9 protein-coding genes and 1 pseudogene are annotated in these 15,508 nt (G+C 65.4%); 8 read left to right on the top strand and 2 right to left on the bottom strand.

Translation table 11 applies throughout. The features are described from left to right. Positions 1-160 precede the first annotated feature (160 nt). From GPA22_RS15050 to GPA22_RS15060, 3 genes are all read left to right on the top strand, one after another. Positions 161-3,271: an efflux RND transporter permease subunit gene (locus GPA22_RS15050; protein ID WP_169256885.1), complete on the top strand. Its 3,111-nt coding sequence runs from the start codon at positions 161-163 to the stop codon at positions 3,269-3,271. A 117-nt stretch (positions 3,272-3,388) separates the two neighbouring features. Next, the gene (locus tag GPA22_RS15055) at positions 3,389-3,619 is read left to right on the top strand and encodes an AbrB/MazE/SpoVT family DNA-binding domain-containing protein (protein ID WP_169256886.1); all 231 of its coding nucleotides are present in this window, start codon (positions 3,389-3,391) and stop codon (positions 3,617-3,619) included. Next, entirely contained in the window at positions 3,609-3,956 is a 348-nt protein-coding gene (locus GPA22_RS15060) for a type II toxin-antitoxin system PemK/MazF family toxin (protein ID WP_169256887.1), read from the top strand. Before GPA22_RS15055 ends, GPA22_RS15060 begins: the two co-directional genes overlap by 11 nt. Positions 3,957-4,174: 218 nt before the next feature. Here the strand turns inward: GPA22_RS15060 and GPA22_RS22800 are convergent. Then, positions 4,175-4,342 (bottom strand): annotated as a pseudogene (locus GPA22_RS22800) (ISAs1 family transposase); the annotation flags it as partial. A gap of 1,329 nt (positions 4,343-5,671) precedes the next feature. Between GPA22_RS22800 and GPA22_RS22805 the strand changes: the two are divergent. Genes GPA22_RS22805 through GPA22_RS15075 form a run of 3 tightly spaced genes read left to right on the top strand, consistent with a single transcriptional unit; the run spans position 5,672 to position 10,810 of the window. Further along, a complete protein-coding gene (locus GPA22_RS22805; RefSeq protein ID WP_281374144.1) occupies positions 5,672-8,215 on the top strand; it encodes a PAS domain-containing sensor histidine kinase in 2,544 nt (847 codons plus the stop codon). A gap of 34 nt (positions 8,216-8,249) precedes the next feature. After that, the gene (locus GPA22_RS15070) at positions 8,250-8,669 is read left to right on the top strand and encodes a response regulator (RefSeq protein WP_169256889.1); all 420 of its coding nucleotides are present in this window, start codon (positions 8,250-8,252) and stop codon (positions 8,667-8,669) included. A gap of 5 nt (positions 8,670-8,674) precedes the next feature. Then, entirely contained in the window at positions 8,675-10,810 is a 2,136-nt protein-coding gene (locus tag GPA22_RS15075) for a two-component system response regulator (RefSeq protein WP_169256890.1), read from the top strand. A gap of 102 nt (positions 10,811-10,912) precedes the next feature. Here the strand turns inward: GPA22_RS15075 and GPA22_RS15080 are convergent, their stop codons facing one another. Beyond that, positions 10,913-12,595, bottom strand: a complete 1,683-nt coding sequence (locus tag GPA22_RS15080) for a sigma 54-interacting transcriptional regulator (protein WP_169256891.1) — start codon at positions 12,593-12,595, stop codon at positions 10,913-10,915. A 544-nt stretch (positions 12,596-13,139) separates the two neighbouring features. Between GPA22_RS15080 and GPA22_RS15085 the strand changes: the two genes are divergently transcribed. Then, a complete protein-coding gene (locus GPA22_RS15085; RefSeq protein WP_169256892.1) occupies positions 13,140-14,777 on the top strand; it encodes a PAS domain-containing sensor histidine kinase in 1,638 nt (545 codons plus the stop codon). A 69-nt stretch (positions 14,778-14,846) separates the two neighbouring features. Then, positions 14,847-15,503, top strand: coding sequence for a response regulator transcription factor (locus tag GPA22_RS22960; RefSeq protein ID WP_169256893.1), 657 nt, complete (start codon positions 14,847-14,849; stop codon positions 15,501-15,503). Positions 15,504-15,508: the final 5 nt, after the last annotated feature.

Genomic DNA, 15,508 nt, shown 5'->3' on the forward strand with positions numbered 1-15,508 from the left:
GGCCTCGGGTGAGCTGGCGCGCCGTGCAGCTGGCCGGCCTGAGTAACGAAGGCGCCTCGGTCGTCGCCGGCCTGGCAGCGGGCGATCGCGTCGTCGTGTTGGGCGCGCATCTGCTGCACGAAGGCGAGCAGGTGCGACTCGCTGACGGTGGGGAACGGAAATGAGCGCCTTCAACCTCTCCGCCCTCGCCGTACGCGAGCGCTCGGTCACCCTGTTCCTGATGCTGGCGATCTTCGTCGCCGGCGTCGTGGCCTTCCTGACGCTCGGCCGGGCGGAGGACCCCGCCTTTACCATCAAGCAGATGACCGTGGTCACGGCCTGGCCCGGGGCCACGGCCAAGGAGATGGAAGAACTGGTCGCCGAGCCGCTGGAAAAGCGCATGCAGGAACTGCGCTGGTATGACCGGACCGAGACCTTTACGCGACCGGGCCTGGCCTTCACGACGGTGTTCCTGCTCGACCGCACGCCGCCCGCCGAGGTCCCCGAGCAGTTCTATCAGGCGCGCAAGAAACTCGGCGACGAGGGGCTCAAGCTGCCGCGTGGCGTCATCGGTCCGATGGTGAACGACGAGTACGCCGACGTGACCTTTGCGCTTTATGCCCTGAAAGCGAAGGGCGAGCCGCATCGGCAGCTGGTGCGCGACGCGGAGACCATGCGCCAGCGCTTGCTTCACGTGGCGGGCGTCAAGAAGGTGAACATCATCGGCGAGCAGGCCGAAAGGATCTTCGTCGAGTTCTCTCATGACCGCCTCGCGACCCTGGGCGTCTCGCCGCGCGACCTCTTCGCTGCGCTGAACGGGCGCAACGTCATGACGCCCGCCGGCTCGATCGAAGCCAAGGGCCCGCAGGTCTTCATCCGCCTGGATGGCGCGATCGACGATCTGGAAGCGATCAGGAATACGCCGGTCGCGGCGCGCGGCCGGACGCTGAAGCTCGGCGATATCGCCGAGGTGAAGCGAGGCTACGAGGATCCGGCCACTTTCCTCATCCGCAACAATGGCGAGCCGACCTTGCTGCTCGGCGTGGTCATGCGCGAGGGTTGGAACGGACTCGATCTCGGCAAGGCGCTGGAGGCGGAGGCGGCGGCAATCAACGCCGAGATGCCGCTCGGCATGAGCCTGTCCAAGGTCACGGACCAGTCGGTCAATATCCGCGCCGCCGTCGGCGAGTTCATGGTCAAGTTCCTGGTCGCCCTCGGCGTGGTGATGCTGGTCGGCTTTCTCAGCATGGGGTGGCGCGCCGGCATCGTGGTCGCGGCCGCGGTTCCCCTGACCCTGGCCGCAGTCTTCATCATCATGGCGGCGACCAGCAAGAATTTCGACCGGATCACGCTGGGCTCGTTGATCCTCGCCCTGGGGCTGCTGGTCGACGACGCGATCATCGCCATCGAGATGATGGTCGTGAAGATGGAGGAAGGTTACGACCGCATCCGCGCCGCCGCCTATGCGTGGAGTCATACCGCCGCGCCCATGCTCTCCGGGACGCTGGTGACAGCGATCGGCTTCATGCCGAACGGCTTCGCCAAATCGACCGCCGGCGAGTACACCAGCAACATGTTCTGGATCGTCGGCATTGCGTTGATCGCATCGTGGATCGTTGCCGTCGTGTTCACGCCCTACCTGGGGGTGAAGCTACTGCCGAACTTCAAAAGACACGCGGGCGCGCACGTGGCCATCTACGCCACGCCGAACTACGAGCGCTTCCGCCGACTGCTGGGAGGCGTGATCCGGCGCAAATGGCTGGTCGCGGCGGGCGTGATCGGCGCCTTCGTGGTCGCGGTTCTGGGCATGGGCGCGGTCAACAAGCAGTTCTTCCCGACCTCGGACCGGCCGGAAGTGCTCGTCGAGGTGCAGATGCCGTATGGCACCTCGATCGAGCAGACGAGTGCGGCCACCGCGAAGGTCGAGACCTGGCTGGCCAAGCAAGCGGAAGCCAAGGTCGTCACTGCGTACATCGGCCAGGGCGCGCCACGCTTCTTCCTGGCGATGTCACCTGAATTGCCCGATCCGTCGTTCGCCAAGATCGTGGTCCTCACGGGGAATGACAAGGAACGGGAAGCGCTCAAGTTCAGACTGCGCCAGGCGGCGGCCGACGGGTTGGCGCCCGAGGCGCGGGTGCGCGTGACCCAGATCGTGTTCGGCCCCCCTTCGCCGTTTCCCGTGGCCTTCCGCGTGATGGGGCCGGACCCCGACAAGCTGCGTGACATCGCGGGAGAGGTGCGTGCCGTGATGCAGGCCTCTGCACAGATGCGGACGGTCAACACCGACTGGGGCGAGCGTGTGCCCGCACTGCATTTCTCGCTCGACCAGGACCGGCTCCAGAGCCTCGGCCTGAGCTCCAGCGACGTGGGCCAACAGCTTCAGTTCCTGCTGAATGGCATTCCGGTGACCGATGTGCGCGAAGACATCCGTTCGGTGCAGGTCACCGCCAGATCGGCCGGAAGCACGCGGCTCGATCCGGGCAGAATTGCGGATTTCACTCTGGTTGGAGCCAACGGCCAGCGGATTCCGCTGTCGCAGGTCGGCAGCGTGGAGGTGCGCATGGAAGACCCCATCCTGCGTCGTCGCGATCGCACGCCGACGATTACCGTGCGGGGTGATATCGCCGAGGGTTTGCAGCCGCCGGACGTGTCCACCGCCGTGCTGAAGGATCTTCAGCCGATCATTGCGAAGCTCCCGGCCGGCTACCGGATCGAGCAGGCGGGTTCCATCGAGGAGTCCGGCAAGGCCAATCGCGCCCTGGCGCCGCTGTTCCCCATCATGATCGCCCTGACCTTGATCACCATCATCTTCCAGGTCCGCTCGATCTCCGCGATGACCATGGTGTTCGCCACCGCGCCGCTCGGCCTGATCGGTGTCGTGCCCACGCTGCTGGTGTTCGGGCAACCGTTCGGCATCAACGCGCTGGTCGGTCTGATTGCGTTGTCCGGGATCCTGATGCGCAACACGCTCATCCTGATCGGCCAAATTCGCGGCAACGAGAAGGACGGCCTGGCGCCCTTCGACGCCGTGGTCGAGGCCACCGTGCAGCGCGCGCGCCCGGTCATCCTGACCGCGCTCGCCGCCATCCTCGCCTTCATCCCGCTCACCCAGTCGGTGTTCTGGGGAACGCTGGCCTATACCTTGATCGGCGGCACCTTCGCCGGGACAGTCCTGACCCTGGTGTTCCTGCCGGCCATGTATTCCATCTGGTTCAAGATCAGGACGGCGGCGGGAGACGGGCAGGCTGAAGCCGTTTCCGGGATACAAACGGAGCCTGTCGCAGCATATTGAAGAGAGTCTTTTGCCTACCGGACGCGGGCATAACGACTGACGTTCGGACGTCGTCTTGATGCACAAGCATGAACGATATAGAGTAAGAATGTAATGCCATCCTTACTGGAGAGCGAAATGCTTGCTGTTGGCAAGATCACTGCCAAGGGGCAGACCACCATCCCCCAGGACGTGCGCGCCGCATTGCATGTGAAGCCGGGGGACCTGATCGCCTGGGACGTCGACGCTGACGGAACGGCGACGGTGCGTCGGGTGCAACCGCTGGATGTCGAATACCTGCGCGCTGTCGAGGGCACGCTGTCCGAATGGGCCGGCGAGGCCGACGAGGAAGCCTACCGTGAGCTTTGAGCGCTTTGCGATCGTGCGCGTGCCCTTTCCGTTCACCGACCGCAACGCCACCAAGAATCGCCCCGCGCTGGTGCTCTCGGGCGCGGCGGTTTTCAACACGCCCGCGGGTCATTCGGTCATGGCCATGATCACGTCCGAGGCAAATGCTCCCTGGCCGCTTGATTGCAGGATCGCCGACCTGGATGCAGCGGGCCTGCCGGCGCCCTCCAAGGTGCGCTTCAAGTTGTTTACGCTCGACCATCGCCTGGTCAGAGGTCAGATCGGAAAGCTGTCGCCAGGCGACAGCGAAGTCGTTCGCGCCGGGCTGACCGCGCTGCTCGACGAGGCGCAGCCTTGAAAAGGTAATTTCGAATTGAAGCTCGGAGGGTGAAGTCATGACGACGTTCACCAAGAGCGTTGACGCATGCGGCTTCAGGGCGCTTGCGGACTTGAGGATCGAAGGCTTCGGTGGGGCAGGGCTTGCACAATCTAATGTCATGCCCTGATTCCCGGCAGTTCGGTACGCCCGTCCCCGGTGGTGGTCTCGGAACGGGACACTTACGCGTATTTGTCGTCGACACCGGTCTGGGCGAGCAGGATCGACGCGGCAAACTTCGGATGGTTATCCTTTACGCACATCACGTAGCCCGCCTTGCGCGCGCATGGTGCCGGCGTGTCGGTCTGCGTGCCCATCGCGTCGATGGTGACGATACAGCCCCGAGTGGAGGATTGGACAGCAAGTGTTTCATGCCTCCGGGTATCCGGTGCTCATATCCCGGTCCGTCGTTCTGGCGCGACGTGGTCGAGAGCGGAGCGACCGGGCATATCTTCACCGCGCCCGGGCACCCGGTCACCCAAGCCTGTTGCCGGGGGCTCGCCGGTCAGGCCGCTCCCGCCATTTCGCCGGCAAGTCGCTGGACAAGCCGGACGAATAGGCCGAAAGTGATATCTCATTCTTCACCGCGTTCCAGTCCCGGACCGGGCCGGGTTGTACACCGGGCGGCGCGCAGCGACGTGGTGCGTGCCGGGGGGGTGACGGCAGGCGCCGCCGCCGTTTCTGGGGGGAACATGGACCTCGGACCGTCTTCCGTGCGATTTCCGGGCCCGCTGCCGGCCACCGGCCAGCGCAGGATATCGCTGCGCGCCGCCCTGCTGCGGCTGGTACTGGCTTCGCTCGTGCCCCTTGTGCTGGTGACCGCCGGCTTCCTGTGGCTGCAGTGGAGCACGCATCGCACGGCGGCCGTCGAGGGGCTGCGTGAACGCGTGCAGACGCTGGCGCTGGCGGTGGAGCGCGAACTCGGCATGAATGTGGCGATCCTCGATACGCTCGCCGCGCTGCCGGAAATCGACAGGGGAGACTGGGCCGGGTTCCACCGCGTCGCCGCCGCGGCGATGTCGCCGCACGCGCTCGGCTGGATCGTGCTGGTCGAGCCGTCCGGGCAGATGGTGGTCAATACGCAGGCGCCTGTCGGTGCCCCGCTGCCCAACCTGCTGGAGATGTCTGCGAAACAGCAGGAGGTCGAGTGGGAGGGGCGGCACTTGCCTTCCTACGACACGCGCATCCTGGAGCCGCTGGCCTCGGGGCGTGCCAATGTCACGAGCCTGTTTTATGGTCCGGTGATCAGACGGCCGGTGCTGAGTGCGAGCGTGCCGGTGCTGCGCAACGGCGAGCCACGCTATTCGCTCAACATGGGTTTCACGCCCGACGCACTGGCCTCACTGCTGGCTAGTCAGCGCGGCTCGGGCACGGCAAACGCAGCGGTGGTCGATGCCAACGGCCGCATCATCGCGCGCAACGCGGACCAGGCCCGATATCTCGGTGTCCGGGCTCCGGCCCCTTTCGATCGGGGCATTGCGCCGGGCCGCGAAGGCGTTGGCGAAAGCCGCAATCTCGAAGGCGTGCCCGTCCTGTACGCGTATCGGCGTGTGGCGCCCGCCGACTGGACGGTCGTGATCGCGATACCCCGTGAGGAAATCCTTGCGCCCGTCTTGCGCATGTTCATTCCGTGGCTGATTGCGACAGTGCTGCTTCTCGGCGCAGCCACCTACCTCGCGCATCGGCTGCAACGGCGCATGGCGCTGCCGCTCGCCGCGCTGGCCGCTTCGGCAGAGGCGCTGCAGCATGGCACCGCGCCCGCCATCCCGGACACCCGGATCGAGGAACTCGACACCCTGAGCCGCGCGCTGCGGCAGGCGGCGCAGCGGGAGCGGGAGGTCCGCGAGGAGCTCGAACTGCGGGTCCGGGAACGCACCGCCAGCCTCGAGGAGAAGTCGCGGCGGCTGGAACAGACCGCTGCCGCCTTGAGGGCGAAAGAGGGGCAGATGGAGGCCTTGCTCGAAAATACGCCGGCCATCATCTTCATGAAGGATCTCGATGGGCGCTACCTGCTCGTGAACCGCTATTTCGAGCGGGTCTTCAATCTGCGGGGCGAGGGTATCGTCGGTAAGACCTGTGCCGAGCTCTTTCCGCCGGACGTCGCCGAAAGGCTGCGTGAGGACGACCGTCGCGTGCTGGAGGGAGGCGCGCCGATGGAAGTCGAGGAAGTCGTGCAGCAGGAAGGCGAGCCGCGCACCTATCTGGCGATGAAGTTCCCCGTCCGGGACGCCGACGGACACATCCTCGCCTTGTGCGGCATCGCCACCGACGTCACCGAGCGCAGGCGGATCCGGCTCGAACTGATGCGGACGCTCACCGTGCTGCAGGCGATTCTGGACAGCGCGAGCTACGCGATCATCTCCACCGACACGCAGGGCACCATCCTGACCGTCAACCACGCGGCCGAACGCATGCTGGGGTATTCGGCCGCGGAACTGGTGGGCCGGGCGACGCCGCAGATCTTCCATGACGCGGAGGAAATCGCGCAACGCGCGGCGGCGCTGTCGCGCGAACTGGGCGAACCGGTGGCTGCGGGCTTCGAGGTCTTCACGGTGAAGCCGCGGCGCGAGCAGCTCGACGAGGAAGAGTGGACCTACGTGCGCAAGGACGGCGTGCGCGTTCCGGTACGGATTTCCATCACTGCGCTGCGGGATGGGCAAGGAGAGATTACCGGCTACCTTGGCATCGCCTCGGATATTACCGAGCGCAAGCGGGCGCAGCAGGCAATGCTCGAGCAAGAGCGCCGCTTTCGTGCCATCTTCGACCAGACGTTCCAGTTCACCGGCTTGCTCACGCCGGACGGCACCTTGCTCGAAGCCAATCAGACGGCGCTCGACTTTATCGGCGCCGAGCGTATCGACGTGGTCGGCCGCCCTTTCTGGGAGACGCGGTGGTGGCGCATTTCGCAGGAAGTGCAGGATCGGCTGCGGCTGGCCATCGCCGAGGCCGCGCAAGGCAGGTTCGTGCGCTACGAGATCGAGGCCTTCGGCGCGAACAACGCCATCCGCACCCTGGATTTCTCGCTCAAGCCGGTGTACGACGAGCACGGCGAAGTCGTGCTGCTCATTCCCGAAGGCCGCGATATCACCGAGCGCAAGCACGCGGAGGAAGAGGCGCATGCGGCGCGCGCCCGGTTCGCCGGCATCCTCGAGATCGCCGCCGATGCCATCGTTTCCATCGACGAGATGCAGCGCATCACCTTGTTCAACAGGGGGGCGGAGAAGATCTTCGGCTACCGCGCAGACGAAGTCCTCGGCCAGCCCCTCGACATTCTGCTTCCCGAGCGGCTGCGGGCAGTGCATCGGGAACACGTCGCCGCGTTCGGTCGGTCCGAAGACGTCACGCGGAAAATGAATGCGCGGGGGGCGGTCTTCGGGCGCCACAAGGACGGTACCGAGTTCCCGGCCGAGGCGTCGATCTCCAAGCTCCGATTGACCGGCGAAACGATCTTTACCGCGACCTTGCGCGACATCACCGAGCGCCAGCAGGCCGAGGCCGCCATCGAGCACCTCAACCGCGCCCTGGAGCGGCGCGCGGCCGAACTCGAAGCGGTCAATCACGAGCTGGAGTCCTTCTCCTACTCGGTGTCGCATGACCTGCGCGCGCCGCTGCGCAGCATCGACGGCTTCAGCCAGGTGTTGCTGGAGGACTATTCGGATCGCCTCGACGAAGAAGGGCGCGACTCGCTGCGGCGCGTGCGCGCGGCCAGCCAGCGCATGGCGCAGCTGATCGACGACATCCTCAAGCTTTCGCGCCTGTCGCGCGCGGAGTTGCGGCGCGAGCCGGTCGACGTCTCGGCCATGGCCCGCGCGGTTGCCGACGAGCTGCGTGAGGCCGATCCGCAGCGCGCGGTGGAATTCGTCATCGCCGACGGCGTCACCGCGGCGGCCGATCCGCGGCTGCTGCGCGTCGTGCTCGAGAACCTGTTGGGCAATGCGTGGAAGTACACCGCCCACCACCCGCGCGCGCAGATCGAGTTCGGCGCCGAACGGCGCGAGGACGGTTCCGCCGTGTACTTCGTGCGCGACGATGGTGCCGGATTCGATATGGCCTACGTCGGCAAATTGTTCGGGGCGTTCCAGCGGCTGCACACGGCGGCCGAATTCCCCGGCACCGGCGTGGGTCTCAGCAGCGTGCAACGCATCGTGCACCGCCATGGCGGCGAGGTGTGGGCGGAAGGGGCGGTGGAGGCGGGGGCGACGTTCCGCTTCACGCTCCCCGACGACGCCGCGATCGAGTGACCGGACCGACACGCATCCATCGGGAGACACTGCAATGGAAAACCGAATCGTACTCCTCGTGGAGGACAACCCGGACGACGAGGCGCTGACCCTGCGCGCCTTGCGCAAACACAACATCACCAACGTTGCGGTCACGCGCGACGGTGCGGAGGCGCTGGACTACCTGCTCGGCGGGCACGCGCCCCTGCCGGCGGTCGTGCTGCTCGATCTCAAGCTGCCCAAGGTGGATGGGCTCGAAGTGCTGCGGCAGCTGCGCGCGGATGCGCGCACACGCATCCTGCCGGTGGTGATCCTGACCTCGTCCCGGGAGGAAGGCGACCTGCTCGAAGGCTACGGGTGCGGCGCAAACAGCTACATCCGCAAGCCCGTCGATTTCGTCGCGTTCATGGAGGCCGTGCGCCAGCTGGGTGTGTACTGGCTCGAACTCAACGAACCGCCGCCCGTGCAGGGATAGCCATCATGGCCGGCCAGCCGCTCAAGGTGCTGATCGTCGAGGACGTCGAGGACGATGCGCTGCTCATCGTGCGCGAGCTGCGCCGCGGCGGCTACGATCCGCTGCCGACGCGCGTCGAAACCGCACCGGCCATGCAGGCCGCCCTCGGGGATTGCAGCAGCTTCGATCTCGTCATCTCGGACTACACGCTGCCGCACTTTTCCGGGTCCGCGGCGCTGGAGCTGTTCAACAGCTGCGGCTGCGATCTGCCGTTCATCATGGTCTCGGGCACCATCGGCGAGGAAACCGCGGTGCGCCTGCTCAAGGCCGGCGCCCACGACTTCATCCTCAAGAGCAATTTCGCCCGGCTGGTGCCGGCGGTGGAGCGCGAACTGCGCGAGGTCGCGGTGCGCCGCGCGCGCCGTCTCGCCGAGGCGCGCCTGCGCGAGAGCGAGGAACGCTACGCGCTCGCCGCGCAGGGCGCCAACGACGGCCTGTGGGACTGGGACCTGCGTTCCGGGTGCGTCTACTACTCGCCGCGCTGGAAGAGCATGCTCGGTTACGCCGGCGACGAGATCGGCGACGGGATCGAAGAATGGTTCTCGCGCGTGCACGAAGAGGACCGGCCTGCCGTGCAGGCCCGGCTGCAGGCGCACCTCTCGGGCAGCACGGCGCATTTCGAAAGCGAGCACCGCATGCGCAACCACCGCAACGAGCTGCTCTGGATGCTCACCCGCGGTCTCGCCGTGCGCGACGAGGCCCGCCAGCCGTACCGCATCGCCGGCTCGCAGACCGATATCACCGAACGCAAGCTCGCCGAGGAGCGGCTGCGCTTCCAGGCCCTGCACGACGCGCTGACCGGTCTGCCCAACCGCACCCTGTTCATGGAACGGCTGCACTGTGCGCTCGCCGGCGCGGGCGGATGCCGCTTCGCCGTGATGCTGGTCGACCTCGACCGCTACAAGATCATCACCGACAGCTTCGGCCACAACGTCGGCGACGCGCTGGTGCTGGCCATCGCACGCGCGCTCAAGCTGCGCATCGGCCCGCGGGACACGGTCGCCCGTCTGGGCGGCGACGAGTTCGCGCTGCTCGTCGAGGGGCTGTCCAGCGCCGATGCGGCGATCGCCTTCGCCCGCGATTTCCAGGCCTCGCTCGCGGGCCCGCTGGCCATCGACGGCCACGAGATATTCACCTCGGCGAGCATCGGCATCGTCATGGGGCCGGGCGATTACGCCACGCCGGAGGAAATGCTGCGCGACGCCGATACCGCCAACCAGCGCGCCAAGGCGCAGGGCAAGGGGCGTTGCCAGGTGTTCGACACGACGATGCACACCTTCGCGGTCAACCTGTTGGGGCTGGAAACCGACCTGCGCCGAGCGCTCGAGCGCGGCGAACTGGAGCTCTACTACCAGCCGCTGGTCAATCTCGCGAGCGGCGAAATCGAGAGTTTCGAGGCCTTGATGCGCTGGCGCCATCCCGAGCGCGGTCTGGTGCCGCCGACCGAATTCATCCCGGTCGCCGAAGACACCGGCCTGATCGTGCCCATCGGACGCTGGGCGCTGCAGGAAGCCTGCCGCCAGATCAGCGCGTGGCAGGCGCAGTTTCCGCAGCGGCGCCCCAAGGTGAGCGTCAACGTCTCCGCGGTCCAGTTCGCGCAGCCGGACCTCGCCGAGGCCGTCCTTCAGTCGCTGGCCACGGCGCGGCTGGAGGCCCGTTACCTGAAGCTCGAGATCACCGAGAGCGTCCTCATGGACGGCAGCGACGCCGTCCGCGCCATGCTCGAACGGCTGCAGGGCGAGCAGATCGAGTTCCTGATGGACGATTTCGGTACCGGCTATTCGAGTCTGTCGTATCTGCACCGCTTCCCGCTGGACATCCTCAAGATCGACGCCTCCTTCGTGCGGAGGATGGACGTCGAGGCCCGGCACGACGAAATCGTGCAGGCGATCGTCGCGCTCGCGCGCAGCCTCAACATGACCGTGGTGGCCGAAGGCCTCGAGACCGTGACGACGCTCGCGCGGCTGCGCGAACTGAACGTAGCCTTCGGTCAGGGCTTCCTCTTCTCGCGCCCGCTCGACGCCGAGTCGGCCGGCCGCTTGCTTGCGAGCGGACGAAGATGGAACGGAGCGAGGGGATCGCACGAATCGTCGGCGGGGTGATAATGCTCAGCCTGGGTGCCGTGCCGCCGCTGGAGCAGGGCGCGTTGTTCGATCGAGCATGCGCGCGCCGGGAGCCGGCTCGAACGCGCCCTGCTGCTCCCATCAACGTGCTTCAGGCATGACGTCGTATTTACGAAGCCTGTATACCAGTGTCGGACGGCTGATGCCCAGTACGCGGGCGGCCTGCGACAGGTTGCCGTTAGCCTCCGCGACGGCAGCCCGCAACATCGCCACCTCCGTTTCCGCCAGTCCCGAGTGTCCGACGGTCGCGGCCGACAGCGATTCCGCTCCCCCTGGTTTGCTGACACGCCCGATGCTGCCGCTGCGCTTCAATATGAACGCGGTGGTATCGACTTCCTCGCCGCCGGTGAAGAGATGGCACAAGTCGAGCGCACCGCCATCTTCGGCGAGGATGACCGCACGTTCTATCATGTTCTCCAGCTCTCGCACGTTGCCTGGCCAGTCGTAGGCGAACATCGCATCCACCGCGCGTTCGCGGAAGCCGGTGATATGTTTGTCGTGCTTGCGGCCCATGCGCTGGAGGAACCAGTTCATCATCAGCGGGATGTCGTCGCGGCGCTCGCGCAGCGGCGGCACCTCGATCGGGAAGACGTTGAGGCGGAAAAAGAGGTCCTCGCGGAATTGTCCGGCCTTGACGGCTTCGCGCAGGTTCACGTTCGTGGCGGCAACCACCCTGACGTCTACCTGGCGCGTGCGCGTATCGCCCACGCGCTCGATCTCGCCCTGCTGCAGCGCGCGCAGCAGCTTGCCCTGCGCCGTGAAGCTCAGCGTGGCGATCTCGTCGAGAAAGAGCGTGCCGTGGTCGGCCCGCTCGAAGCGTCCGGCGCGAGACGTGGTCGCACCCGTAAATCCGCCGCGCTCGACGCCGAACAGTTCCGATTCCATCAGATGTTCCGGAATGGAGGCGCAGTTCACCGCCACGTAGGGGCCGTCTGCGCGCTTGCTCAGGCGATGCAGGTTATTCGCGAAGACTTCCTTGCCGACACCGCTCTCGCCCAGGAAAAGCACGGTCGCGTCGGTGGGCGCGACCTTGTTGACCATGTGGCAGACCGTGTTGAAACCGGCGGAGATGCCGACCACGCCAAAGCTGTTCTCCGGTGCGCTGGTGAGCCCGGCGGCGATGCGGCTCGTGGCGGGCAATGGCGCCTTGGCCGGCGGCGCCCATTTGACGAAATCGCCGATCCGCAGGAAGCGCAGGTCATCCTGGGCGTCCTCCCATTCCTCCACCGGCTTGCCCACCACGCGGCATTTCGCGTGCCCCATCCCGCGGCATTCGGTTTCCCGCCACAGGATGGGGCGGCCCATGAAGGCGCTGGTGTAGCCGCACGCATAGCCGATCAGCATCCAGCACACCGGTTCGTTGCCGATACCGTAGCCGGCGATGTGGGCCTCCGCCTCGGAGCTGTCCTCGAGATAGAAGTCGCCGAAATAGTGGCCACGCTGGACGTCGATATCCAGCGCCACCGGCTCGCAATGCACCATGCCCTCCAGCGACACGAGTTGCGGACCGGCCAGGAAGTCGTCATAGGTATTCAAACCGGCGCGGACCTTGCGCGCCATTGCCGCGTCTCGCGTACCCGCCTGGTAGCCGATGCGGGTGATCAGCCCGCGCGCCGTTTCCTTGTCGAGGCTCTCGATCAGCTCCTGCCGCAAGGCGCCAAGCGAGCTGATATGCATCAGCATCATTCGCTGGTCGTCAAGCCAGATGCGGCCTTGCTGGGGCGCGAAACGCAGGCGCTTGGCGAGATCATTGAACGCCGGCACCCGAATTCCCCTGGAAGTCGCGTGTAGCTCTCGGTGAGTTTGCGTGGGTGAGTCGGGCTCGCGTCCTTCGGGATGCCTTTTCGCCATGATTTCCTCGATCGCGGCCGGCGCGGTTTAAAGAGCTTATGCCTTGCGGCCGGAGGGGCGATTGTTTTGCGTCAAATAATAAAGAATATCGGGAGGCGAGCAAGCGAACCTTGTTCGGGAGCACGCGGGGAATCGATCATTTGATGGAAAAAGCCCCTGGATCGATTCGGTCAAATCATGAAATAGCGGCTGTGCGCCGCGAGATTCCGTCCTTCTGCGTCCTCTGGCAAGGTTTCTCCCGTCTTCGTTTGTCTGCGGGTTTGGGCGGTTTTCCTTCCAAATATCCTGACTCCTGCCGGCCTGCTCGACCGCTGGCACATCTTCTGCTGGGAACCACCGTCACCGTGCAGTTGCAGGTGCAGGTCCGTCAAACCACGAATGGGACATATCCATGACATCCCCAACGACATTGCGGCGATCGGAGTCCGCGCGCTACCTCGGCAAGGAGGCAGTGCTCATGAGGGATGACGCGTTCGACGTGGAACCGGACGACGAGCAGGGCGAGGATGCCTCGATCGGCTACGAGGCGATCTTTCGCAATACGCCCGTGGCAATCTGCCATCTGTTCAACCGCAGGATCCGGCGCTGTAACCGGCGCTACGAGGAATTGTTCGGGTATGGACCCGGCGAACTCGACAACCAGTCGGTCGGCGTGCATTACCTGAGCGACGACTCGTTTTCGACGATCGGCCGGAAATTCGGGCACTTCTTCGATTCTCATCACACCTTCAAGGACGAGCGGCCGTTCGTGCGCAAGGACGGCACGCTGATCTGGTGCATCGTCACCGGCACCTTGCTCGATCCGGCCAGGCCGAAGCTCGGCAGCATCTGGGTGGTGCAGGACATCTCCGGGCACAAGCGGATCGAGGACGAATTGAAGGCCGACGTCGAGAAGCTCGAATTCGTCGTGCAGCAGCGGACCGTGGAGCTCAGCCGGCATGTCGCGAGCCTCGAGGAGGAGGTTGCGACGCGCCAGCGCGCGGAGGAGGCCGCGAATGAGAACCGCGAGAAATACCAGAAGCTCTTTCACATGCTGCCGATCGGCATTTCGATCACGGATACGCACGGCGACATCCTCGAGGCCAACTGCCAGTTCGCCGAAATGGTCGGCCTGCGGCGCGCTTCGCCCGAGAACTGGCGCAAACTGCCGCTGCGCTTCTGTCTGCACGACGGCACGGAGATCCCGAGGGATCGACTGCCCTGGCAGATCCGCGATTTCCAGAAGGATTCGATCAACAACATCGAAATCGGTATGCGCGACGAGAAGGGGCGCAAGCTGCGCTGGCTGAGCGTCAGCTCGTCGTTGATCGAGCGCAAGGACGAGCAATTCGTCGTTGCCGCCTTCACCGACATCACCTACCGCAAGCGCATCGAAGAGCTCGAACGGCTGCGCCACGCGGAGCTCACGCGCCTGGGGCGGATCAACTCGATGGCCGAAATGGCGGCCGCGCTGGCGCACCAGATGGGGCAGCCGCTGGTGTCCGCGGTCAATTACCTGAACGGCTGCCGCTTGCGTCTCGAGCGCGTCGACGGCGTCGGCGAGATCTCCGAGTCCATGGGGCTCGCGCTGAAGTATCTCGAGCAGGCCGGCGAGATCCTGCGTCACGTCAAGGAGTTCGTGTGCAAGCACAAGCCCGACAAGGAGCCCGAGAACATCAACGAGGTGATCCAGGACGCGCTCGCGTTCCTGAATTTCGAGGTCCGCCGCCATGACGTCAGCGTCGACCTGCGGCTGCTGCAGGACCCCCCGCTGGTGCCGCTATGCAAGGTCGAGATCCAGCAGGTGCTGTTCAACCTGATGAAGAACGGCATGGAGGCGATGACGGGTCTGCCGCCCGGGGCGCGCAAGCTGGTCATCGGCAGCGAGATCATCGACGGGGGCGGGGCGATGACGGTGTTCGTGCAGGACCACGGCACGGGGCTCGAGAAGCGCTCTGCGAAGCGGGTGTTCGAGCCCTACTTTTCCACCAAGACCGACGGGATGGGGATCGGTCTGACGATCTGCCGCTCGATTGTCGAGTCGCACGGCGGACAGCTTTCGTATTCGAGGATCGGCAAGGGCGGATCGCGCTTTCAATTCACCTTGCCGATGTAGGGAGGGTCTCGCCGCCTAGAAGACCGAAGAGTCTCGGGCGGCGAAGACCATACACAAAAGGAGGAGTCCATGCAGGTCGAAAAAGTTTCGCCCACCGTATTCGTCGTCGATGATGAAGAGTCGGTGCGTCATTCCTTGAAGTGGTTGCTCGATTCGATTTCCCTCGACGTGAAAATGTACGATTCGCCGCAGTCGTTTCTCGACGGCAATATTTCATGTGACTACGGCTGCCTGATCCTCGATGTGCGGATGCAGGCGCTCAGCGGTCTGCAGCTTCAGGAGATGCTGTGCGAGCGTGCCTTCAACCTGCCGATCATCTTTCTTTCGGCGTACGGGGACGCCCAGATGGGCGCGCAGGCCATCAAAAAGGGCGCCATCGACTTTCTGCAGAAGCCTTACCGCAATCAGGATCTGCTCGATGCCGTGAATGCGGCCCTGACCCAGAGCAAGGAGGCGATGGGGCAGCAAAGCGAGCGGCACAAGTACCGCAGCTGTCTTGAAAGCCTCTCGCTGAGGGAGAAGGAAATCTTCGATCTCGTCGTCGAGGGAAACAGCAGCAAGGAGATCGCCAGAATCCTGGGAATCAGCCCGAAGACCGTGGAGGCGCACCGCGGGCGGCTGATGAGCAAGTTGGGTGTCCGCTCGTCGGGCGAGTTGATTCAGCTGTCGATGCTCACGAACAGCCACTGCCTCGAGTGCAAATGGGCGTCGCGACGCCCCAACTGAGGCTG

It is taken from the genome of Aromatoleum toluvorans (assembly GCF_012910905.1).
Lineage (GTDB): Bacteria > Pseudomonadota > Gammaproteobacteria > Burkholderiales > Rhodocyclaceae > Aromatoleum > Aromatoleum toluvorans.

Excerpts from the sequence above, each read along its gene's own strand:
- GPA22_RS15050 (WP_169256885.1), top strand. The coding sequence starts at position 161 with ATGAGCGCCTTCAACCTCTCCGCCCTCGCCGTACGCGAGCGCTCGGTC.
- GPA22_RS15055 (WP_169256886.1), top strand. The coding sequence starts at position 3,389 with ATGCTTGCTGTTGGCAAGATCACTGCCAAGGGGCAGACCACCATCCCC.
- GPA22_RS22805 (WP_281374144.1), top strand. The coding sequence starts at position 5,672 with ATGGCGCTGCCGCTCGCCGCGCTGGCCGCTTCGGCAGAGGCGCTGCAG.
- GPA22_RS15070 (WP_169256889.1), top strand. The coding sequence starts at position 8,250 with ATGGAAAACCGAATCGTACTCCTCGTGGAGGACAACCCGGACGACGAG.
- GPA22_RS15075 (WP_169256890.1), top strand. The coding sequence starts at position 8,675 with ATGGCCGGCCAGCCGCTCAAGGTGCTGATCGTCGAGGACGTCGAGGAC.
- GPA22_RS15085 (WP_169256892.1), top strand. The coding sequence starts at position 13,140 with ATGAGGGATGACGCGTTCGACGTGGAACCGGACGACGAGCAGGGCGAG.
- GPA22_RS22960 (WP_169256893.1), top strand. The coding sequence starts at position 14,847 with ATGCAGGTCGAAAAAGTTTCGCCCACCGTATTCGTCGTCGATGATGAA.